At 31.7% G+C, this 21,840-nt stretch carries 21 protein-coding genes; 12 read left to right on the forward strand and 9 right to left on the reverse strand.

What is annotated here, in order from left to right; all coding sequences use genetic code 11:
* Positions 1-19 precede the first annotated feature (19 nt).
* From KKQ79_RS12320 to serS, 8 genes are all read left to right on the forward strand, one after another.
* On the forward strand, positions 20-805 hold the full coding sequence (locus KKQ79_RS12320) for a (Fe-S)-binding protein (protein ID WP_069800327.1): 786 nt from the start codon (positions 20-22) through the stop codon (positions 803-805).
* The gene (locus KKQ79_RS12325; protein ID WP_213190389.1) at positions 795-1,940 is read left to right on the forward strand and encodes a hypothetical protein; all 1,146 of its coding nucleotides are present in this window, start codon (positions 795-797) and stop codon (positions 1,938-1,940) included. Before KKQ79_RS12320 ends, KKQ79_RS12325 begins: the two co-directional genes overlap by 11 nt.
* The gene (locus KKQ79_RS12330) at positions 1,937-2,425 is read left to right on the forward strand and encodes a hypothetical protein (protein WP_213190390.1); all 489 of its coding nucleotides are present in this window, start codon (positions 1,937-1,939) and stop codon (positions 2,423-2,425) included. The genes KKQ79_RS12325 and KKQ79_RS12330 overlap by 4 nt, the downstream gene beginning before the upstream one ends.
* Positions 2,426-2,537: 112 nt before the next feature.
* Positions 2,538-3,662, forward strand: a complete 1,125-nt coding sequence (locus KKQ79_RS12335) for a glycosyltransferase (RefSeq protein ID WP_213190391.1) — start codon at positions 2,538-2,540, stop codon at positions 3,660-3,662.
* A complete protein-coding gene (locus KKQ79_RS12340; RefSeq protein ID WP_213190392.1) occupies positions 3,659-5,308 on the forward strand; it encodes an asparagine synthase-related protein in 1,650 nt (549 codons plus the stop codon). The genes KKQ79_RS12335 and KKQ79_RS12340 overlap by 4 nt, the downstream gene beginning before the upstream one ends.
* On the forward strand, positions 5,309-6,553 hold the full coding sequence (locus tag KKQ79_RS12345) for an oligosaccharide flippase family protein (protein WP_213190393.1): 1,245 nt from the start codon (positions 5,309-5,311) through the stop codon (positions 6,551-6,553).
* Between the two features lie 18 nt (positions 6,554-6,571).
* Positions 6,572-7,078 carry a hypothetical protein gene (locus KKQ79_RS12350; protein ID WP_213190394.1) on the forward strand — a complete coding sequence of 169 codons (507 nt, stop codon included), beginning with the start codon at positions 6,572-6,574 and terminating at the stop codon, positions 7,076-7,078.
* A gap of 74 nt (positions 7,079-7,152) precedes the next feature.
* A complete protein-coding gene (gene serS, locus KKQ79_RS12355; protein WP_213190395.1) occupies positions 7,153-8,421 on the forward strand; it encodes a serine--tRNA ligase in 1,269 nt (422 codons plus the stop codon).
* A 68-nt stretch (positions 8,422-8,489) separates the two neighbouring features.
* Here serS and KKQ79_RS12360 read toward each other — a convergent pair whose 3' ends face one another.
* The 8 genes from KKQ79_RS12360 to KKQ79_RS12395 all read right to left on the reverse strand — a co-directional run bounded on the left by KKQ79_RS12360 (position 8,490) and on the right by KKQ79_RS12395 (position 18,106).
* Positions 8,490-9,275, reverse strand: a complete 786-nt coding sequence (locus KKQ79_RS12360) for a hypothetical protein (RefSeq protein WP_213190396.1) — start codon at positions 9,273-9,275, stop codon at positions 8,490-8,492.
* A gap of 39 nt (positions 9,276-9,314) precedes the next feature.
* Positions 9,315-10,049, reverse strand: a complete 735-nt coding sequence (locus KKQ79_RS12365) for a sulfite exporter TauE/SafE family protein (RefSeq protein ID WP_213190397.1) — start codon at positions 10,047-10,049, stop codon at positions 9,315-9,317.
* Positions 10,040-10,489, reverse strand: coding sequence for a FixH family protein (locus KKQ79_RS12370; protein WP_371462717.1), 450 nt, complete (start codon positions 10,487-10,489; stop codon positions 10,040-10,042). Before KKQ79_RS12370 ends, KKQ79_RS12365 begins: the two co-directional genes overlap by 10 nt.
* A 20-nt stretch (positions 10,490-10,509) precedes the next feature.
* A complete protein-coding gene (gene ccoG / locus KKQ79_RS12375) occupies positions 10,510-11,955 on the reverse strand; it encodes a cytochrome c oxidase accessory protein CcoG (protein WP_213190398.1) in 1,446 nt (481 codons plus the stop codon).
* 70 nt (positions 11,956-12,025) lie between these two features.
* Positions 12,026-12,895, reverse strand: coding sequence for a cbb3-type cytochrome c oxidase N-terminal domain-containing protein (locus tag KKQ79_RS12380; RefSeq protein WP_213190399.1), 870 nt, complete (start codon positions 12,893-12,895; stop codon positions 12,026-12,028).
* Positions 12,896-13,125: 230 nt separating this feature from the next.
* Positions 13,126-15,405 (reverse strand): cytochrome-c oxidase, cbb3-type subunit I, encoded by a 2,280-nt coding sequence (gene ccoN, locus KKQ79_RS12385; RefSeq protein ID WP_213190400.1) that lies wholly within the window; start codon positions 15,403-15,405, stop codon positions 13,126-13,128.
* A 20-nt stretch (positions 15,406-15,425) separates the two neighbouring features.
* A complete protein-coding gene (gene ccoS, locus KKQ79_RS12390; RefSeq protein ID WP_262897644.1) occupies positions 15,426-15,605 on the reverse strand; it encodes a cbb3-type cytochrome oxidase assembly protein CcoS in 180 nt (59 codons plus the stop codon).
* Between the two features lie 122 nt (positions 15,606-15,727).
* On the reverse strand, positions 15,728-18,106 hold the full coding sequence (locus tag KKQ79_RS12395; RefSeq protein WP_213190402.1) for a heavy metal translocating P-type ATPase: 2,379 nt from the start codon (positions 18,104-18,106) through the stop codon (positions 15,728-15,730).
* Between the two features lie 97 nt (positions 18,107-18,203).
* Between KKQ79_RS12395 and KKQ79_RS12400 the strand changes: the two genes are divergently transcribed.
* From KKQ79_RS12400 to KKQ79_RS12415, 4 genes are all read left to right on the forward strand, one after another.
* Positions 18,204-18,917: a Crp/Fnr family transcriptional regulator gene (locus tag KKQ79_RS12400; RefSeq protein WP_213190403.1), complete on the forward strand. Its 714-nt coding sequence runs from the start codon at positions 18,204-18,206 to the stop codon at positions 18,915-18,917.
* A gap of 64 nt (positions 18,918-18,981) precedes the next feature.
* Positions 18,982-19,797: a 3-methyl-2-oxobutanoate hydroxymethyltransferase gene (gene panB, locus KKQ79_RS12405; protein ID WP_069800297.1), complete on the forward strand. Its 816-nt coding sequence runs from the start codon at positions 18,982-18,984 to the stop codon at positions 19,795-19,797.
* A gap of 59 nt (positions 19,798-19,856) precedes the next feature.
* Positions 19,857-20,747: a hypothetical protein gene (locus KKQ79_RS12410; protein ID WP_213190404.1), complete on the forward strand. Its 891-nt coding sequence runs from the start codon at positions 19,857-19,859 to the stop codon at positions 20,745-20,747.
* The gene (locus KKQ79_RS12415; protein WP_213190405.1) at positions 20,747-21,445 is read left to right on the forward strand and encodes an RluA family pseudouridine synthase; all 699 of its coding nucleotides are present in this window, start codon (positions 20,747-20,749) and stop codon (positions 21,443-21,445) included. The genes KKQ79_RS12410 and KKQ79_RS12415 overlap by 1 nt, the downstream gene beginning before the upstream one ends.
* On the opposite strand, the gene KKQ79_RS12420 is transcribed toward KKQ79_RS12415, so the two are convergent.
* Entirely contained in the window at positions 21,409-21,840 is a 432-nt protein-coding gene (locus tag KKQ79_RS12420) for a hypothetical protein (protein WP_213190406.1), read from the reverse strand. The two genes, KKQ79_RS12415 and KKQ79_RS12420, sit on opposite strands and share 37 nt — an antisense overlap.

Here is a 21,840-nt window from a genome sequence, read left to right on the forward strand (position 1 = left end):
AAATTAGCATATTTACAATATGGATTTCACTATAAAAACAATGGCAGAATATGCTGCCGAAGGAAAATCTCCAGAAGTTCTTTTTTGGGTAGGTTGTGCAGGAAGTTTTGACGATAGAGCCAAAAAAATTACCAAAGCATTTGCTAAAATTTTAAATAAAGTAGGAGTAGAATTTGCAGTTCTTGGGCAAGAAGAATCTTGTACTGGAGACCCTGCAAAACGTGCCGGAAATGAATTCATTTTCCAGATGATGGCATTAACGAACATAGAAGTTTTAAACGCTTACGAAGTAAAGAAAATCGTAACGGCTTGTCCGCATTGTTTCAATACTCTTAAAAACGAATACCCAAGTTTAGGGGGTAATTACGAAGTAATGCACCATACTCAGTTGCTTCAACAATTGATGGAACAAGGAAGACTTAAAATAGAAGGTGGCGCTTTCAAAGGTAAAAAAATTACGTTCCACGATCCTTGTTATCTAGGAAGAGCAAATGATGAATACGAAGCTCCAAGAGTTCTTTTAGAAAAATTAGATGCAGAATTGGTAGAAATGAAGCGTTGTAAAACCAACGGTTTATGTTGTGGAGCTGGAGGTGCACAAATGTTTAAAGAACCGGAAAAAGGCAATAAAGATATTAATATCGAAAGAACAGAAGAAGCTCTTGCGCTTAATCCAAAAATTGTAGCAACAGGTTGCCCATTCTGTAACACGATGATGACCGATGGTGTAAAACACTTCAACAAAAATGAAGAAGTAGAAGTAAAAGACATAGTAGAATTAATTGCTGAAGCAGATGATCTTTAAAACTAAAAAGTGGTTTTTAATAGACATTTTATATATATTAATTGCTTTAAGCTTTAGTATATATAGTTTTCAAAATAGAGAGTATGATTGGGATTTACCAGGCTATTTGGGCTGCTTATTCGAGAGCGAGTACCCTGGAAATATTGAAAAAATAAAAAACGAAACTTATTTAAGTATAAGAAAAGAGGCTTCTCTAAAACAATTTGATAATTTAGTAGGAGCAAGTTCATATAGGAAAGTTTTATTTGAAAATGCAGACGCATTTAATGAACAATTACCTTATTATCAAATAAAAATTGGGTATAATTTGTTAGTAAGAGCTTTTTATTTGATGGGATTTTCTGCTCCTTATTCTGTTTTGTATCTTAATTCACTCCTATTTTTTATTTCTATATTATTTTTTTATTTTTCACTAAAAGCTATCTATTTAGAATATCCGTTTTTCGTTTTTTTTGCTTCTGTTTTGTTTTCATCATTGCCAGTTCTTCATTATTTATCTAGAAATGCCACACCAGATATATTATTAGTTTTGCTATTATTAGTTTTTGCTAATTTTATTATAAATAATATAAATTCTTATTTTATTTTTTTTATTATTTTTTTAATAATGCTTTCAAGACCTGATTACATTATATTTGGGTTAAGCTTTTATTTTTTTAAAATATTATATGAATATTTTTTATTAAAAAAAATTAATGTTAATAATTTAATATTTATAATTTTAATTGGAACAGCCTATTTTTTAATAATTAAGTATTATAATTATCCTGGTTGGAAACATGTTTTTTATGACTCTTTTATTTATAGAAGGAATTATATAAGTGACCAAAATCCAGAATTTAGTTTAAAAACTTATATTGATATAATATTAAAAGGAATTGTTAACATGAAGAAAGTAATCCTTAGCTCATTATTTTTAACTTTAAGTATTCTATATTTAAGTAAAAATATTTGGATTAAATTTGTAGCTGTAAATTTATTTTTAAATATTTATTTAAAGTTTTTATTTTTTCCTGCTGCAGGTGAGTATAGATTTTATGTTCCCTTTATTTTTGCTTTATTTTTAATATTTTTATTTGAGTTGAGAAAAATTGATTTTATTAAACTTAAAAAATATAATTTATTTAAATTATGAAAATAGAAGAATCAACCATAGTAGAGACTAATGACTTTAAAGTCATTATTTATCCTGCTTCTAGAGCGTTAACTGCTAAAGAAGTAAAGGAAATTACGGAGAAATTGTATGATTTTCTTCCTACTTGGAATGCACATGGAAAAGGACTAACGTCTTCTTTTAAAATAGACCACAAGCAATTTATTATTATCACAGTAGACGAAGAAAAAGTACAGGCTTCTGGCTGTTCTATGGATTCTCTAAATGGTGTAATGAGAGAAATCGAGGCAGAATATCAATTAGGAATTTTTGACAGAATGAAAGCTTGCTACAAGGAAAATGGTGAAGTAAAAACCATGAAATTGACCGATTTTAGAACTGCTGTTAGAAATGGTGAAATTTCAGAAGAAGTAGAAGTTTTTGATTTTTCTAAAGACACTTACGTAAATTATTTATCAGACTTTTTACTTCCTTTCAAGCGAAGTTGGGCTGGTTTTATCAAATAAAATTCAATAGAGTCGGACTTTAGTCCGACTTTTTTATTTCAAACTTCAATTTGACTTTAGTCAAAATCTATTTCCTAGAAAGTTTTCTTTAAATTTGTATAAAACTATCTGTTTGAACATTCATACACGACATAAAATTCTCTTCATTTCGTCTTGGTTTCCTAATAAACTTGAACCTACGAATGGAAACTTTGTGCAGCGTCATGCAGAAGCCATTTCTTTGCTTCATGACGTGGAAGTTCTTCATGCGATTGGCGATTTTAACCAAAAAGAGAAATTCGTTTTTGATGATCAAATTATCAATGGAATCAGAACGTTGATTGTGTACTACAAAAATTCAAAAAATCCACTCCAGAATTTTTTGAGAAGAATGAAAGCCTATCAATTGGGTTTCAAAAAAATGCAAAAGCCAGATTTGGTTCACGGAAATGTTCTTCATAACAATATGCTTTTTGCAGTTTCCTTGAAAAGAAAATACGGAATTCCGTTTGTGATTTCAGAACATTGGTCAGGATTTTTGTCAAAACAAAATAGAAAAACCATTGCCCTCGCAAAAATTATTGCCAAAAATGCTGAATTGGTGATTCCTGTTTCCAAAGAATTAAAAAAAGGTTTACAACTCAATGGAATTGTAAAAGAAGCTAACGTAATTGGTAATGTTATAGATACGGATTTGTTTTGCATAAGTCAAGAAGCAAAAGACCAATTTATTTTCTTACACATCTCTAATCTAATTCCCTTAAAAAATTCAGAAAAAATTATAAAAGTTGCTTCAAAGTTGTACGAAAAGTATCCTCATTTTCAGTTGCAAATTGGTGGTGATGGAGATGAAGAAAAGTTAAAAAATTGGGTTAAAAAATATAAAGCAGAGGTTTTTACAAAGACTTTCGGATTACTTTCTCATAAAGAAGTAGCTAAAAAAATGCAACAATCCAGTTGTTTTGTGCTTTTCAGTGATATGGAAACTCAAGGAATAGTATTGCTAGAATCTTTATCTATAGGCGTTCCTGTTATTGCGACAAATGTGGGTGGAATTCCAGAAATTGTAGATAAAAAACGAGGGATTTTAGTTGAAAATAACAATGAAGACGTACTTTTGGAGGCTATGAAAAGCATGTTAGAAAAAAATGTAGAATTAGATTCGTCTGAGGATTTAAGAAAATATGTTGTAGAAAATTTCTCTAAGTCCGTAATCGCCGAAAAATTTTCTGAAATTTATAATCAAGTTTTATCATGAGAAAGGGATTTTCGGTTAGAATTTTCAATGGAGAAATAGAATCTTTTTGTAGATTCCAAGAGGGTTTGTTTGATAATGTGATTGTAGAGAATGAAAGTTTTCTCATTGCAATAGAAGGGGTGATTCTCAATAAAAAATCACTTTGCCAAGAATTTGCTTCAACAAATTTTAAAAACTTGGTTCTTGATTTATTCAAGCAAAAAAAACAACATTTTTTTGCGCTTTTGGAAGGTGAATTTTCAGGGTTCATTATTGATAAAAGTGAAAAAACAGTGTTTGCTTTTACCAATGTTACTTCTACACAAAAGGTTTTTTATTATCGTTCAAAGGATTTAATCATCATTGATACTTCTATTAAAAATATTGTGGAGGATTTAAAATCCAATAAAATTCCTTTTTCTATAGATTTAGATAGTATTTACCAAATGTTGGCTTTTACCAATATCATTGAAAATAAAACACCGATAAAGGATATTTTTAAAATTTATGACGCATCTTATATAAAAGTAGATGCGAAAGATTTATCTATAAAAGAAGAGCAATATTTTAATGTAGAAGCAGAGAGGTTTTCAGGAAGTAAAGAAGAAGCAATTGATACCATTGATGAGATTTTCTCAAAATCTGTCGCTCTAGAATATGAAAAAGATCATGAACTTGGCAAAGAACATTTTTCTCTTTTAAGCGGAGGTTTAGACAGTAGAGTCGCCGTTTTATATGCGGAAAAACTACAGCTAAATCCTAATAAAATGTTTTGTTTTTCGCAGAGCAATTATTTAGACGAAACCATTTCTAGAAAAATTGCAGAGAAATTTAATTTTGATTACCATTTTGCTCCATTAGATGGAGGGATTTTCTTGAAAAATATAGATAAAATGGTTTCTATTTCTGAAGGAATGGTTTTATATACGGGTTCTATTCATGTAGACTTTGCAATGCAGCAGTTTTATCAGGAACAATTTGGGCTTATTCATTCTGGGCAAATTGGTGATGGCGTTTTAGGTGGATTTAACATGATTCCCGATGTACAAAAACCTACCAACAAGAAAATAGTAGTCAATAGTCTTTTTTTGCCAAAAGTTTATGAAAATTTAGAAAAAATAACATCTCAATATGAGAGAGAAGAGCTTTTTTATCTCAGGAATATCGCTTTTAACAGAGCGGTTTTTGGAGGTCAAGTGTTCCAACAGTTCTCGTATCAGACTTCTCCTTTTATGACCAAAGATTTTATGAGTTTCGCTGTAAGTTTACCAGAAAAATGGAAATTTAATCATCGATTTTACTTAGAATGGATTAAAGAACATTGCAAAGAGGCGACTCTGTTTAAATGGGAACGAACCATGATGAAACCCAATGCTCATTGGAAAACGACTCTTGGAGATCATTTTAACAAAAGATTGGTGAATGTTTTTTACAATAAAATTTTCGGAAAGGAATATAAAATAAGCATGTATCCGTATCAATATTATTTTGATTCAAGTCCAGAAATTCAGTCTTTTTATAACGATTATTTTCAATCAAATATTGAGCTTTTAGACGATTATAAAGAACTTCAAAAAGATATTTTAGAGTTATATCATCATAAAGATTTTTTCTCTAAATCTTCTGCAGTCAATATTTTAGCTATTTTTAAATATTATTTGTCGTAAATGAAGAGTCTTCAAGAATTTTTGCAGAATTTTTTTAAAAATAAAGGTCAATATGTATTTTTTTCACTTTTGATTGCAAAAATCTGTGGACTTATTTCGTCTATTGCGGTGGTAAGAATGCTTCCGCAAAGTGATTTTGGAATGATGACGATCGTGGCTTCTGTTTTTGCAGTTTTTGCGACTTTTAGTGGATTTGGTTCTGCGCAAGGATTTTTAAGATTCGGGGCCATTGCAGAACAAACAGAAGAAAAAGAAAAACTTCATCAGCATTTTTTTCTTCAAGGATTTTTATATCAGTTAATTCTTTCTGTTCTATTTATTTTTTCGAGCATTTTTTTCGTTCAGAAATACGGAGATGTTTTGCTGATTTTTATATTTTTTACCATTCGGCTAATTGGTTTTTATTTTTTCAATCATATACAATCTTATTTTAGAGTGTATCATGATAACAAGAACTTTGCTCGAGTGAATAATGTGGTTAATGTTTTGGGACTGATTTTAATTATTATTTTAACTTACTTATTCGGGTTAAAGGGTTATTTATTGGCTATTTCAGTTGCTCCTTTTTTATCTTTATTCTGGTTTTTTAAATATAAAATTCTAAACTTTCAGAGGATAAAACTTCAGAAAAAAGAACTTTGGAGTTATTCGTTTCATGCAGTTTTTACTGCTTTTTTATCAGATTTATTATTTTCTTTAGATATTTTACTTCTAGGATTTTTATTAAACGAAAATGCGGTAGCTGATTATAAAGTAGCGATTATTTTGCCTTCCAATCTTACCTTTTTAGCCGTATCTATGTTGCAAGCAGATTTTCCAAAAATTGCTAAAAACGCTCATAATCAATTATTTGTAAAAGATTATATTTCGAATTACTATAAAATTTTCATTCCGATTTGTTTAGTCATTTTTGGAGTTTCATTTTTCTTTGCCAAAGAAATTTTAACGCTATTTTTCTCATCTCAATATGCTCATGAAACCCAAGTGTTTTTAATTTTGGTCATAACATTTTTAATGAATATGTTATTTAGAAATTTATTTGGGAATTTACTTTCTGCAGTGGGAGAAATGAAGAAAAATACCATTGTTTCTGTGTTTTCGTTGAATGTTTTGGGTATTTCTGCTTTTATTTTAGTCCCAAAATTTCAAATTTTAGGGATGGGAGTCAGTGTTTTTTTAGCGATGACTTTTTCGGGATTTCTAGGGATGTTTTTTTTCTGGAAGTATTTTAAAAAATTAGATTAGAAAAATTATCTTTGCAATATGAAGTTCAGCAGATTAATCATTTTAGGGATTTTAATTTTTCTTAGCTCTTGTAGAGGAGAAGATGAAAGTGACTTGCAGAAAATAGACCAAGTTCTTAATATTTACATCAAAAACGCTGCTGGGAAAGATTTGCTCAACACCAATATTCCTGGAGGTTTTACCGCTGTGAGAGCCCAGGATTTAAATGCAGATAGAGCTTTGCAAGATATTACAGGAATTTCCGTCAAAAAAGACCAAGACACGATTGCTTATGTTGATTATGCAACTGGTGCGGTTAGAATTTTAAAGGATTCTATTTCGCCAAGTCAAAAAACGTATCAGTCTGATTTTTACATCAATCTTTCTAAAATAGTAAATAAAGAAACGGTAACAGATGTAGACACAGTAAAAGTAGTGTACAATTGGTCTCCTAACTTGTTTCAAGTTTCCAAAGTTTGGTATAACAATAAACTTTCATTTTCTAAAGTGGAAGGACAGCCAAACATCATTCATATCGTAAAATAATTCCGTAAATTTGCATAAATCATTAAAATTTGAGTTTTATTTAGACTCAAATCTTAACTCTCAAACCAAATAAGATGTTACAAGTAAGTTTTTTGCGCGAAGAAAAAGAACGCGTTTTAGAAGGTCTTAAAAAAAGAAATTTTAAGCAATTAGAATTGGTAGATGAAGCTATCCAATTAGATGACGAACGTAAAAAAACACAACAAGAATTAGACTCGCAATTGGCTGAAATCAATAAAATTTCTAAAGAAATAGGAATTTTAATGAAAGAAGGTAAAAAAGAAGAAGCCGAAGCTGCTAAATCTAAAACCGCTCAATACAAAGAGTCTTCCAAAGAACTTACTACAAAACTTTCGGAAATAGAAACTTCGTTGCTTAATATTTTATACCAAATTCCAAATATTCCTTATCATTTGGTGAAAGCTGGTGTTTCTGCTGATGATAACGAAATCGTTTATCAGTCTCACGAAGTTCATGGATTGGGAGAAGGTGCTATTCCGCATTGGGAATTGGCAAAGAAATATAATTTGATTGATTTTGAATTAGGTGTAAAAATCGCAGGTGCAGGTTTCCCAGTTTACTTAGGAAAAGGAGCGAGATTACAAAGAGCTTTAGTTCAATATTTCTTAGATAAAAATACAGATGCTGGTTATTTAGAAGTAAATCCGCCTCATGTTGTAAATGAAGCTTCTGGTTATGGAACTGGACAATTGCCTGATAAAGAGGGACAAATGTATCACGTAGGAATTGATGATTTATATTTAATTCCAACTGCAGAAGTTCCCGTAACGAATATTTATAGAGATGTTATTTTAGAAGAAAAGGATTTACCAATTAAGAATACTGCTTTCTCACAATGTTATAGAAGAGAAGCGGGAAGTTATGGTGCTCATGTTCGTGGTTTGAACAGATTACACCAATTCGAAAAAGTAGAAATTGTAAGAATAGAAAAGCCTGAAAATTCTTATGCTGCTTTAGAAGAAATGGTAGCTCATGTAAAATCTATTTTAGAAGATTTGGAATTGCCTTTCAGAATTTTAAGATTGTGTGGAGGAGATCAAGGTTTCACTTCTGCGATGACTTATGATTTTGAAGTTTGGAGTGCAGCTCAAGAAAAATGGTTAGAAGTTTCTTCGGTTTCTAATTTTGAAACTTTCCAGGCGAATCGTTTAAAATGCAGATTCAAAGGTGACGGAAAAACGCAATTAGCCCATACATTAAACGGTTCTGCAATGGCTTTACCGAGAATTATGGCAGCTTTGTTAGAAAACAATCAAGTAGAAGGCGGAATTAAGTTACCGAAAAAAGTAGCGGAATACGCTAGATTTGAAATGATAGATTAATATGCTTTTTGCATTCAGCAATTAGCTTTCAGTATAAAAAAACCACCGAAGTTTCGGTGGTTTTTGTTTTATTCTGTAATGATGATTACTTTTTTGTCCTTTTCGTTGAGTTTTAAACTTTCGTCAAGAAGTTGTTCAAAAGAGAAAGACATATCAATGGTATAATCGTCTATTTTCTTTACCCAATCGTATTTTCCTTGAATGGATTTTATTTTGGTTTCAAACTTAATTTTGTTGTTGAATTTAGTATTAAACATCTTCATCATAGCAAGTGCAGATTCTGCTTCTGCTTTAGCTGAATCCGTTTTAGCTTCTAAAGTCATTTCTTTTTTTAAGGTTTCAGAAAAAGTTTGAGGATTAAAATATTCTGTATCTAATGTTAATGTTTTCCCGTCCCAAATGGTGTTGTCAGAACTTGTGGCGCTTATAAAATTGCTTTTTTTAGATGTTCTAGAGAAATTTTTGATTTCTTCTGGAGTTAATCTATCCATTTTAAAAGCAATTCCCGTCATTTCATTATTTTCAAAATTAGATTTTACAAACATTTTTTTGATTAATTGAATGCTGTCTTTGTCTTTAGTCATCGCGATTCCCTTTTTTTCTGAATCTTCTTTCATGATTTCGTACATGTTTTTCCAATCTCTAGGGTACATTTCGAAATCTTTAAATTTATTATCAGAATTTGCAGAATCACCACCCATGTTTTTTGCCATCGCAAGTAAGTCTTTCATGTCAATGTTCATGAGAACACTAGTGGTTTTATCTTGATGATAAGTGGTAACAGAATCTACAGCACAAGCTTGGAGAATAATGGCCAATAGTGGAATTAGCCAAAAAGTAAATTTTTTAAGCATAGATTTGATTTTAAAATTCTGAGCTAAAAGTAAGAAAATTTAGTGACAGTTTTCGTCTGAAGTTTTCTCTGAGTTCATTTTCTTTTCTACCTTTAAAGCTTCCTTTTTAGGTGAGATGTAAGGAATACCTAATTCTAGACCTCTTAGAATGAATAAACCGCCTAAAATGAGCATGATAATTGGTACAACCTTAAGAATTTTGTTTCTAAGGGCAGTGTTAATTAGATTTCCGAAAAGAACAGTGGTAAACATGAACGGAAATGTTCCCAAACCGAAAATGGCCATAAAACTTGCACTTTGCCAAATTCCGCCTGCTGCTAAACTCGCGGTAAGAGCCATGTAAACCATTCCGCAAGGAAGAAGTCCGTTTAATAATCCTGTTAAAAATCGAGAGGAATAATCAGATTTTTGTAAAAATTTTCCGAGATTGATTTTAACTTTGAGTAAAGCATTATTGATGGCTGGAATTTTTGAGGCAAAATCTCCTCCGAAAGAGAAAAGTGCCATAACCATTAATAAAACTCCTGCAAAAATGCTGATGTATTGCTGAATTCCTGCGAGCTGAAAACCTTCGCCTACAATACCTACAATGGCTCCTAAAATAGAATAAGTGAGAATTCTCCCGAATTGATAAGTAAGATTTTGAAGATGAAAATTAACTTGTTGTTTTTTAGACAATCCTAGTGAAAGCGCAATGGGACCGCACATTCCTATACAGTGGAATCCGCTTGCAAAACCTAAACCTAGTGCCGCTAAAATAAGGGTTATTTCCATTCTACGTCATAATCTACTTGGTAATCTTTTCCGTCTTTGGTCCATAAAACTTTTAGTGTATAAGAACCATGAATCATAAAATTCTTTGGGATTAAAAAGCTATTATCTGCATCTAGTTGCACAGAACCTGTTTTGTCTTGTGTTTTGTCATTGGTTCTGTATAAATAGTATTCTATTTTAGCATTTTGATTGTTGATATCTTTAGGGAAAGCAACTCTAATTCCGTAAGGCAACTGTGCATATTGAGGCTTTGTAGCTAAAGTTTCAGCATTATTTTTAGCATCGATCACTTTTTGATAAGATAATTCGTCTTCATAATAATTTTCGGTAACCAACTCAGAATTCTGTTTACCAATTGGAAAAATGAAAATTAAATACAAAATAAAGGATATAAAAAGTCCTAAAGCGACTACTATACCATGTCCCCAAGTGAATTTCATTAAAAATATTTTTTAAAAAATTAGAATTGTAACTTAAATGGACCTTCAAAATTAGTTTCGAAAGTGTCTAAAAGTTTTCCTTTAGAATCATAAACGCCAAAAGTAACAATTAATTTTGGTTGGTTCACTTCTTTTTCAGGGAAACTTACATTTACAGTTCCTTTGGTGATTTTGTCACGTTTTAGAGCGATAGTACTGTTTCCACTGAAAATAACTTCACCATGTGTAGGCTTAATTACTTTAATGGTAACCATTTTATCGTCATTGGTTTTGTTTAGAAGGGTGTAATTGTAGGTATTATTAATTTTTCCGTCTTTCACATAGAAAGAACTTCCCGCTGGTTTTATGAATTTTGCTTCTAAACCACCTCTATTGTTTAATAAATAACCTAAAACACCTACTAATGCTAATAGAACAAGCGAGTACGCTTTCATTCTATTCGTAAATTTGAATTTTTCTTCTTTTTCGATTTCGTCTTCTGTAGCGTAACGAATAAGACCTGTAGGTAAACCTGTTTTGATCATTACTTCATCACAAGCATCAATACACATGGTACAGTTGATACATTCTAACTGTTGACCATTTCTGATGTCAATACCAGTAGGACAAACGACTACGCACTGATTACAATCGATACAATCTCCTTTTCCTGCAGCTTTTCTGTCTTCACCTTTTCTCCATTTTGCTCTGTTTTCCCCTCTTTTATAATCGTAGAAAACGTTTACAGTTTCTTTGTCAATCAATACACCTTGTAATCTACCATAAGGACATACGAGTGTACACACTTGCTCTCTGAACCAAGCAAAAACGAAGTAAAATAATCCAGTGAAAATTACCATTACAATGAAATTGGTAGGGTATTCTACAGGACCGCCTTTCATAATTTTTAGCGTATCTTCTACACCTACGATGTACATGAACATCCAATGCGTAATGATAAGAGAGATTACTACATATACAAACCATTTCAATCCTTTTTTCCAGATTTTTTCTGCATTCCAAGGTTGACTGGCTAATCTAATTTGTTTGTTTCTATCTCCTTCAATCCAAAATTCTATTTTACGGAAAACCCCTTCCATAAAAATAGTTTGTGGACAAATCCATCCACAGAAAATTCTTCCGAAGATTGCGGTAAAAAGAATGATGAATACAAGAGATGTAATTGCTCCTAATGCAAGAATAAAGAAGTCTTGCGGATAGAATGGTTGCCCGAAAATAAAAAATTCTCTATCGATAATATTTATTTTGAGCATTGCATTTCCATTTATTTTAAGAAATGGAGTAATAAAGAAAATGGCTAATAAAATGAACGTGACAATATCTCTGTAATTGGTAAATTTCCCTTTTGGTTTTTTAGGATATACCCATTTTCTAGAACCCGTTTGTTCTATAGTTGCTACAGAATCTCTGAAGGTTTCTGCATGAATTACTTGACCAGCGCCAATTTGTTCTTCTTTATTAGCCATTTTTGTATGTTATTTATTATAAAAACTAACTTTTCATATTTTCTTTTATAACAAATATAATTTTTTTAATTTATTTTTCCCAATTTGCCTTGGTTCCTTGTGGAGCAGCTCCACCAGCAGCATCTGGCATTTCTTGGTTAATGTGGTAGATGTATGCAGCTACTTTTTCGATGTCGTTACCATTAAGAACTCCATTTTTACCGAAAGCTTGCATTGTAGGATTGTTTGGACTACCATTTTCTACCATGTTAAATACATTTTTGAATAATGTTTTTTCTGGTTGATTGATCCAGAAATCATCAGTTAAGTTTGGTCCAATTCCTCCTTTTCCACCTTCACTGTGACAAGATACGCAGTTTGTTTTGAAGATTTGCTCTCCTTCTGCAATATTATCTGCATTGTATTTTGCAGTTTCGATAGTCGCTTTAGGAGTAACAGCGTCATAAGCTGCGATATCTGCTAATTGCTGTTTGTGCTCTGCTTCATATTCTTTGTCTGGGTGAGCAAAATCTGAAACTGAGTATGCAATTAAATAAACTACTGCATAAATTACGCCAAAGTAAAATAGACCTAACCACCATTTTGGTAATTGATTATCTAATTCTTTGATGCCATCAAAACCGTGGTCAATAAGGATGTCTTTTTCTTCAACATCCGATTGTTTTTTGAAAGCACTATCATATAATCTTTTGAAATATGGTATTTCTTTTTCTTTTAAGAAAGTTGCTTTTTCTGCATCTGTCATTTGCTTGAATCTTTCGTTTTCAGCTAATGCACCGATTGCATTGAAAATGTATGCTAAAACAATACCTATTACGATAGTTCCCCAGAAATAAGGAGAAGATAAGAAAGAGGTATTTTGTATAAACATGTAAAATAAAAATACTAAGATAAATAATATTGCTACTATGTTTACAAGTACGGGTGTTCTATGTTTCATGACTCTTGTTTTTTAGAACTTTTAATTGTTATGATCATCTTCTAAAGGAGCTCTTTCAACTTCGCTGTAGTGTTTTTTAGGTCTTGAAAGAACGTATAACACAGTGCTGATGAAAAATATGATAAAGATAATCATAGATAATGTTTGGTAGATTCCTGCATTATCTATATTTGCTAAGATATCTTTTATATTACTTGGTATCATATTGAAAAAACTCCTTTATTAGATTATTAATTATTGCTTGCTGTTTTTACTTCGGTAGTTTTAATATCTGTACCTAATCTTTGTAAATAAGCAATTAAAGCAACGATTTCTCTTTTTTCTACAGGAACAAATGCTGCACCTTGTTGTGCTTTTTGAGCATCAAATGCTTTTTTGATTTCAGCATCACCAGAATAGATTCCTTCTACAATTTTAGCAGCTTGTTCGTCTACTAATTTGTCTACATTATTGATTTCTTCATCTGTATAAGGGTGACCAAATACATTTTTCAATAATACTAATTTATCCTTAGTTTTAGTTCTGTCTAGTTCGTTATAGATTAACCATGGATATCTTGGCATGATAGAACCTGGAGATGTAACTCTTGGGTTTAACATGTGTTTGAAATGCCAAGTATCTGGGTTTTTACCACCTTCTCTGTGTAAGTCTGGCCCAGTTCTTCTAGAACCCCATAAGAAAGGTCTATCAAAAACAAATTCACCAGCTTTAGAGTATTGACCGTTTTTACCATTGTAACGTACAACCTCATCTCTAAATGGTCTAATCATTTGAGTGTGGCACGCATTACAGCCTTCTCTAATGTATAAGTCTCTACCTTCTAATTCTAGTGGAGAATAAGGTTTTACAGATGCGATGGTAGGAACATTATCTTTTACAGTTAATGTAGGAATAATTTCTACCATACCACCAATTGCTAAAGCAATTGCTGATAAAACAGAAAAGTATAACGGCATTCTTTCTAACCAAAGGTGTTTTCCTTCTCCTTCTTTTCTAGCGTCAGAAATTTTAGCTAATGCAGGAGCTTCTACTGGAACTTCTTTTTCGAATGAACCTTGTCTTACAGTAGCAATAACATTAATAACCATAAGAATAGAGCCAGTAAGATATAATAACCCACCAAAAAATCTCATTTGATAGTAAGGAATAATTGCCGTAACAGTATCTAAAAAGTTTTTATATACTAAAGTTCCATCTGGATTAAATTGTTTCCACATTAGACCTTGTGTAAATCCTGAAATATACATTGGTACTGCGTAGAAAATAATACCTAAAGTACCTAACCAGAAATGCCAATTTGCTAATTTTACAGACCACAATTTTGTTCTCCACATAATTGGTAGTAAATAATAAATCATACCAAATGCCATGAAACCATTCCATCCTAATGCACCTACGTGAACGTGTCCAATTACCCAATCTGTAAAGTGACCAATTTTATTTAATGTTTTTGTTGCTAAAAGCGGCCCTTCGAAAGTAGCCATACCATAACAAGTAACTGCAACCACGAAGAATTTAAGAACAGGATTTTCTCTTACTTTATCCCAAGCTCCTCTTAAGGTTAATAAACCATTAAGCATACCTCCCCAAGATGGAGCAATAAGAGCAATAGAGAACGTAGTACCTAAAGCTTGTGCCCAACCTGGAATTGCTGTGTATAACAAGTGGTGAGGACCAGCCCAAATGTAAACAAATATTAATGACCAGAAGTGGATGATAGAAAGTTTATAAGAAAACACAGGTCTATCAGCTGCTTTTGGCATAAAGTAATACATTAAACCAAGTACTGGAGTTGTTAGGAAGAATGCTACCGCATTGTGACCATACCACCATTGTACTAAAGCATCTTTTACACCAGCATAAGCTGAATAAGATTTCCATCCTGCAAATGATAAAGGAACTTCTAGATTGTTGAATACGTGTAGCATCGTAATACCTACCCATGTTGCAATGTAAAACCATATAGCAACATATAGGTGTCTTACTCTTCTCTTGGCAATAGTACCAAACATATTAATACCCATTACAATCCAAATAATAGCAATCATAATGTCAATTGGCCATTCATGTTCTGCATATTCTTTAGAAGTATTTATACCCATTAGAAAGGTAATTGCTACTGTAACAATTATTAATTGCCATCCCCAGAAATTAATCCAAGAAAGGACGTCACTAAACATTCTTGCCTTTAATAATCTTTGTAAAGAATAATAAGCACCTGCAAAGAATCCATTACCTACAAATGCAAAAATAACTGTGCTGGTGTGCAACATTCTCCATCTGCCAAATCCAAACGCACCATTAGTACTTACAAGTCCTTGAATGTCTCCACTTCTTAAACTTGCAATTGTAGGGTCATCTGTTCCAAAAAGGTATTCTGGTAACTCTGGATAAAATAACATTGATGCAACAGTTACACCAAATGTAAAACCAAGTACTCCCCAGACTATTGTAGCGTAAAGAAACGCACGCACAATGCCATTGTCATAACTAAACTTTTGTGTTTCCATATTAACTAATCACTTTAATTTTAATTTTTTTCTTCAGATTTTTCTTCTTCTATATCTGTTTTTTTGTCTTCTAATAAAATTCTTACTGCGTGAGATTCGTCATCGTCAAACTGACCATTCTTGGCACTAATAATAAAGACTATTAGAAAAATTACAGCGATTGAGACACTGCAGATGATCATTAAATAGAGAATTTCCACGATTTTACAAATATAAAAGGATTTTGCGCTTCAAAATTAATGTTTTTTAATGACTTTCATCATAGTCTGTTAAAAAAACGTTAATTTAAAAATATTCTAAATAAGATTTTTTTATCTTATTATTAAAATTTGAAGTATTTTCTTGACCTTAACCATGTTGATAATGAGGTAAATGCAACTACGCTTATTGAGCTTAAAGGCATCAAAATTGCAGCGAATAATGGTGACATTTCACCGATTACAGCTGCGGTTAAACCTACCACATTATATAGAAAACTAATTCCAAATGTTAATTTCACAATGATTATGGCATCTTTTGTGAGTGCAAAATAGTCATGCAACTTTGTCAAAACACCTCCATTCATGATCACATCTGAACTCGGCGTGAAAGAATTGGTGTCATCTGCAATCGCAATTCCTATGTTACTTTGTTTCAGCGCACCCGCATCATTTAGTCCATCTCCAAGCATGGCAACTTTTTTTCCTTGATCTTGTAAATGCTTGATATACTCTAATTTATCTTCCGGAGATTGACTAAATCTCATTTCAGTGATATTTGGAATAAGATTTTTAAGTGTTTGCTCTTCTGAAGAATTGTCTCCACTTAATACATGGATTTTATAATCTTTCAGTTCTTTTGCCATTTCGGCTAAACCATCTCTGTATTCATTCTTGAAGATAAATTTTCCTAAAAACTCACCATCTCTTTCTATGTAAACGGCAGTTTCTAGTGATTTAGCTTCTTTATGAGTGAATTTTGCAGAACCAATTTTGTAAACTTTTCCTCTTACTGTGGCTTCGTAACCTTTTCCGGCAGTTTCTTTGAAGTTTTCAATTGGTAAATATTCGTCTTGTACTTCTAAAAATTCGTAAAGCGATTTAGAAAGCGGGTGATTAGAATTTTTGAGTAAAGATTTTATGTTTTTTAAATCAAATTCAGCGATCTCTTTACCTTCAAAACTGATGTTGGCTTTTTTGTTATAGGTAATTGTTCCAGTTTTATCGAAAACCAAAGTGTCAATTTTTGCCATTTTTTCAATGGTGTGAGCATCTTTCACATACATTTTATTTCTGCCCAAAATTCTCATGATATGTCCCATCGTAAATGGAGTAGAAAGCGCCAATGCACATGGACAAGCCACAATCAAAATCGCAGAAACCACTTGGAACATTTTTTCAAAATCTATTTGATACCAATAAATTCCAGCAAGAAGCGTAATTCCTATAATAATAAAGGTGAAATATTTTGAAATTTGATTCACCAAAGTATCGAGTCCTAATTCTTCTTTTCTGAAGGCCTCTTTGTTCCAAAGTTGAGTTAAATAACTTTGGTTCACAGTTTTGATGACTTCTAGTTCTAAAATGGAGCCAATTTGTTTTCCACCAGCAAAAATTTTATCGCCAGGGTTTTTGGTAATCGTAGCACTTTCACCAGTAATGAAACTATTGTCTATGTTTCCTTCACCATTAATTAAAACTGCATCTACAGGAATAATTTCTTGGTTTCTTACTAAAATTCTATCGCCAACTTTAATATCCGAAAGTAAAATATTTTGTTGTTGTCCTCCGAAATCTACTTTGGTTACCGCAATTGGGTAAAAAGATTTGTAATCTCTATCATACGAAAGTGCAGAATAAGTTCTCTTTTGGAAAATTTTACCCAACAACATGAAGAATAACAATCCACAAAGTGTATCAAAATATCCAGGACCATAATTGGTCGCGATTTCGTAGACACTTCTAAAGAATAAAACGAGAATACCTAAAACAATCGGTACATCTATATTTACAATTTTATTTTTCAAACCAAACCACGCAGATTTGTAATAGTCTGATGCAGAATACACTACCACTGGAATGGAAAGTAAGAAGGTTAAAAATCTGAAAAACGGCGCAAACTCTTCTAACCAGAAATCTACGGAAGAACCCGTGTTTAAATATTCTGGGAATGCAAACATCATCGCATTTCCGAAGGCAAATCCTGCAACTGCTACTTTTATCGTGAGGCTTCTGTCTACTGCGGCTTCTTTTTTGTCTGCCGTTTCTAATGAAATTACAGGTTTATAACCAAGATTCGTTAGGAATTTTGCCAATTCACTCAGAGGTAATTCGTTTTGGTTAAAAGAAACTTGTAGCGTTTTCTTGGTGAAATTTACCTGAGAATATCTAATATTCGTGTTCAAATCTTGCAAACTCTCTAGTAACCAAATGCAAGAGCTACAGTGAATCACTGGGATTTTAAAGGTAACTACACTAGTATTCCCTTCAGAAAAATCTACTACTTTTTCGAAAATTTCTGGAGTATCTAAATAATCAAACTGAGAAAGATTTTCATCTGGTCTAATTCCAGAATTTTTATTTAATTCATAAAAATTTCCGAGATTATTTGCATTAAGAATTTCATAAACAGATTTGCATCCGTTACAACAAAATGCCTTCTCATCGAAGAAAATTCTATCTTTTTCTATTTCTTGCCCACAATGGAAACAATTTTCTGCCATCTGTTTTTATTAAATGTGCAAAAATAATACAAAAATTCTTTATGATTAATAAGAAAAAAATGATAATTTTGCTGACGAAAATCATAAAAATTCATCTATGTCTTTAGAAAAACAAATTTTTATTGAAAACAAGTTTCAAAGTGTTTTTAATGACAAGGCTTTTAAGGAAATTCTATCTAAAGAAGATTACACTAAATATATCAATGCTAAGCAAACTCTTTTCTTTAATAAAGGAGAATCTCTTTTCGAGGAAGGAAGAAATGTAGAAGGTGTTTTTTTTATAGAAAGTGGTACAGCAAAACTTTATAAACTAGGTTTTAATAGAAAAGAACAAATCTTAAGATTCATCAAAGAAGGTGATATTATTGGTTATAGAGCGCTATTAATTGGTGAAGCTTATCAAGCTACTGCTGAAGCGATGAGCGATTTACAAGCTACTTATATTCCTGCAGATGTATTTCTTCATTTGCTAGAAGTAGACCCACAATTGTCTTTTGCAATGCTTCAAAAAATCTCTTTCGAATTGGGCGAAAGTTCTAATACAGTAACTTTCTTGGCTCAAAAAACAGTAAGAGAAAGATTAGCAGAAGTGCTTCTTCTTCTAGAGCAGAAATTAGGAACAGACCCAGAAGGTTTTATCAAAATTTCTTTAACAAGAGAAGAAATTGCTAACTTAATCGGAACTGCTACAGAAAGTGCCATCAGATTAATCTCAGAATTTAAACAAGATAACTACATAGAAGTGGAAGGAAGAAACTTAAAAATCTTAAACCACGAAAAACTAAGAAAATTAGGACACGTAGTTTTATAAAAATTAAAAATGTCGACCGAGAGTCGGCATTTTTTTATATTTTTACTCTTTAAAATTTATTCCCATGTCAGTACATTCCGAAATTAAAAAAGTAACGACCGAAACCTTACGAAAAATGAAGTTCGATAAGGAAAAAATCACAATGCTTACTGCTTATGATTATACCACTGCCAAAATGGTAGATGCAGGTGGAGTAGATGCTATTTTAATCGGAGATTCGGCAGCGAATGTAATGGCAGGTCACGAAACTACTTTGCCTATTACTTTAGATCAAATGATTTATCATGCTCAGTGCGTAGTAAGAGGAGTAGATAGAGCATTAGTAGTTGCAGATTTGCCATTCGGAACGTATCAGTCAGACCCACAAAAAGCGTTGGAATCTGGCGTAAGAATGATGAAAGAATCTGGAGCTCATGCTGTGAAAATAGAAGGCGGCGAAGAAATCGCAGATTCTGTTTCTAGATTAATTAATGCAGGAATTCCAGTAATGGGACATTTAGGTTTAACACCGCAATCAATTTATCAATTTGGAACTTATAAAGTTCGCGCTAAAGAAGATGCAGAAGCCGAAAAACTAATAAAAGATGCTAAAATTTTAGAAGAACTGGGCTGTTTTGCTTTAGTTTTAGAAAAAATTCCTGCTGACTTAGCGAAGAAAGTTTCAGAAAGTATTTCTATCCCAACGATAGGAATTGGAGCTGGACCAGATTGTGATGGTCAAGTTCTGGTTTATCATGATATGGTAGGAATGAATAAAGGATTTTCGCCGAAATTTTTAAGAAGATATTTAGACCTTTATACAGAAATTACAGGCGCCGTTTCGCAATATGTGAAAGATGTGAAAGACGTTTCCTTCCCGAATAAGAACGAAAGTTACTAGATAAATAAAAAGTTGAGTTTTTTGCTCAACTTTTTTTATTTTTATGGAAAATTATAACCATGAAAAAACTTTCTTTATTGTTCACGTTAATTTCTTTTTGTATTTTCTCTCAGGAAAAGAAATTTATCACTCCAGAGTTACCCAAAAATCAAGTTTACCAGTATCACATTTCTTCAGCTTCTTCTCTTAAATCTCCAAAAGGAAAATCGTATCACGCTCCATTTACGGTGAATCAAGATGTAGAATTAACTTATCTTTTTAATGATGGAAATGATAAAATTTTCAGTTGGAAAATCATCAATTATGAACACCTACATGAAGGCAAGAAAGAGGAGAAAAACGATTGCAATTGTAATAAAGTAGCCTACCGAAATCAGTTGACCATTTATTTTAGAACAGATTCTTTAGGTGCTTATAAAAAAATCAATAATCTGGCTCAAGTAAGAGGAAATCTCTTGAAAAACATTGCAGAACAAGAAAAACAACTGAGCAAAAAAGATAAAAACATTTTTGAAAGGGTTAAAAGAAATCCAGAAGGTGTAATTTCTAATATAGAAGAAGATATAATTATTTTCTCAAGATATTTTGGTTTAGAAAATAAAAATTCGGTGAATACTCTTTTTGCCAAAAGAAATAATTTTCCATTTGGGTTAAAAAGCAAGCCTTTTAAAGTGGTTTTGTCTGTTTTGAGTGAAGAAAAAGACTTGAAAATCAATGTCAAAAACGAGTTTGATAAAAATAAAGCCGAAGATGACGACTATAATATCTTTAGATTTAACCAAGATGTGGAAAAGGAAAAGAAACACTATCAATTAATTGCTGATGAAGTATATGTTTTTTCTAAAGAAAATTTCCGACTTTTGTCAGCTAAATTAACAGCTAAAGAAATTAGTAATTTTCATAATGATGGAATATATGATTATCAATATTCTATCACTCAAAAAGAATAATGCAAAACATAAACTCAAATATCGCTTCTCAAATCATCTATGAAGATAATCACCTTCTGGTTATCAATAAAAAAGTGGGGCAATTGGTTCAAGGTGATAAAACTGGCGACGAATCTCTGCTAGATTCCATTAAAAATTTCATCAAAATTAGAGATAATAAACCTGGAAATGTTTTCTTAGGATTAGTTCATAGAATTGATAGGCCTACTTCTGGTTTGGTGATTTATGCCAAAACTTCTAAAGCGCTTTCTCGCCTCACACAAATGGTAAAAAATCGAGAAATTAAGAAAACATATTGGGCAGTGGTAGCCAAGGAAATGATTCCGCCTTCTCAAAGATTGGTTCATTATCTCAAAAAAAATGAGAAAAATAACAAAGCAATTGTTTTCCCAAAACCAACTGAAGGTGCAAAAGAAGCGATTCTTACTTATAATATTGTTAAAGCATTGGACAATTATCTTCTTTTAGAAATCGATTTAGAAACAGGAAGACATCACCAAATCAGAGCACAATTATCTAAAAACGGAACGCCCATAAAAGGCGATTTAAAATACGGTTCGCCACGTTCTAATCCTGATGGTGGCATTCATTTACACGCCAGAAAATTAGAATTTATACATCCTGTTACGAAAGAAAATATAGAAATTACAGCGCCAGTTCCTCAGAATGATGCAATTTGGCGTGCTTGCGAAGGTTGATTTTCTGTTTTTTTATAAAGACTTGCAAAACAATCAAAACAATCACCAATTAGATGCAGTTGGTTTTGTGATTCTATCATAAAACTGTCTCTAAAACCACTATTGTAAATAATCATGTCTTTAATTTTATTGTCTAGAACAGATTTTTCTCGTGAAATTTTATAACTGTTTTTTTGTTTTAAAACGCTATTCTCATAAACTTTTACAGAATCTTTTGTAATAACAATTTTCACTTGTTTTCCTGTAGAATCAGGCGTTTCTGTTCTGCCATCAATTCCACCTGTAGAAGAAATCCATTCCCAGTTTCCTATTAATGATTCTTTAGTAGAATTTTCATCTTGTCTTTCGCATGATATTGCCCAAACAAGAACTAGAAGTAAAAATAATTTTTTCAT

The organism is Cloacibacterium caeni (assembly GCF_907163125.1).
Taxonomy (GTDB): domain Bacteria; phylum Bacteroidota; class Bacteroidia; order Flavobacteriales; family Weeksellaceae; genus Cloacibacterium; species Cloacibacterium caeni_B.

What these genes read in the sequence shown, in the direction of transcription:
- KKQ79_RS12320 (WP_069800327.1), top strand. Translation starts at nt 20, where the DNA reads ATGGATTTCACTATAAAAACAATGGCAGAATATGCTGCCGAAGGAAAA.
- KKQ79_RS12325 (WP_213190389.1), top strand. Translation starts at nt 795, where the DNA reads ATGATCTTTAAAACTAAAAAGTGGTTTTTAATAGACATTTTATATATA.
- KKQ79_RS12330 (WP_213190390.1), top strand. Translation starts at nt 1,937, where the DNA reads ATGAAAATAGAAGAATCAACCATAGTAGAGACTAATGACTTTAAAGTC.
- KKQ79_RS12340 (WP_213190392.1), top strand. Translation starts at nt 3,659, where the DNA reads ATGAGAAAGGGATTTTCGGTTAGAATTTTCAATGGAGAAATAGAATCT.
- KKQ79_RS12345 (WP_213190393.1), top strand. Translation starts at nt 5,309, where the DNA reads ATGAAGAGTCTTCAAGAATTTTTGCAGAATTTTTTTAAAAATAAAGGT.
- KKQ79_RS12350 (WP_213190394.1), top strand. Translation starts at nt 6,572, where the DNA reads ATGAAGTTCAGCAGATTAATCATTTTAGGGATTTTAATTTTTCTTAGC.
- serS (WP_213190395.1), top strand. Translation starts at nt 7,153, where the DNA reads ATGTTACAAGTAAGTTTTTTGCGCGAAGAAAAAGAACGCGTTTTAGAA.
- KKQ79_RS12360 (WP_213190396.1), bottom strand. Translation starts at nt 9,275, where the DNA reads ATGCTTAAAAAATTTACTTTTTGGCTAATTCCACTATTGGCCATTATT.
- KKQ79_RS12365 (WP_213190397.1), bottom strand. Translation starts at nt 10,049, where the DNA reads ATGGAAATAACCCTTATTTTAGCGGCACTAGGTTTAGGTTTTGCAAGC.
- KKQ79_RS12370 (WP_371462717.1), bottom strand. Translation starts at nt 10,489, where the DNA reads ATGAAATTCACTTGGGGACATGGTATAGTAGTCGCTTTAGGACTTTTT.
- ccoG (WP_213190398.1), bottom strand. Translation starts at nt 11,955, where the DNA reads ATGGCTAATAAAGAAGAACAAATTGGCGCTGGTCAAGTAATTCATGCA.
- KKQ79_RS12380 (WP_213190399.1), bottom strand. Translation starts at nt 12,895, where the DNA reads ATGAAACATAGAACACCCGTACTTGTAAACATAGTAGCAATATTATTT.
- ccoN (WP_213190400.1), bottom strand. Translation starts at nt 15,405, where the DNA reads ATGGAAACACAAAAGTTTAGTTATGACAATGGCATTGTGCGTGCGTTT.
- KKQ79_RS12395 (WP_213190402.1), bottom strand. Translation starts at nt 18,106, where the DNA reads ATGGCAGAAAATTGTTTCCATTGTGGGCAAGAAATAGAAAAAGATAGA.
- KKQ79_RS12400 (WP_213190403.1), top strand. Translation starts at nt 18,204, where the DNA reads ATGTCTTTAGAAAAACAAATTTTTATTGAAAACAAGTTTCAAAGTGTT.
- panB (WP_069800297.1), top strand. Translation starts at nt 18,982, where the DNA reads ATGTCAGTACATTCCGAAATTAAAAAAGTAACGACCGAAACCTTACGA.
- KKQ79_RS12410 (WP_213190404.1), top strand. Translation starts at nt 19,857, where the DNA reads ATGAAAAAACTTTCTTTATTGTTCACGTTAATTTCTTTTTGTATTTTC.
- KKQ79_RS12415 (WP_213190405.1), top strand. Translation starts at nt 20,747, where the DNA reads ATGCAAAACATAAACTCAAATATCGCTTCTCAAATCATCTATGAAGAT.
- KKQ79_RS12420 (WP_213190406.1), bottom strand. Translation starts at nt 21,840, where the DNA reads ATGAAAAAATTATTTTTACTTCTAGTTCTTGTTTGGGCAATATCATGC.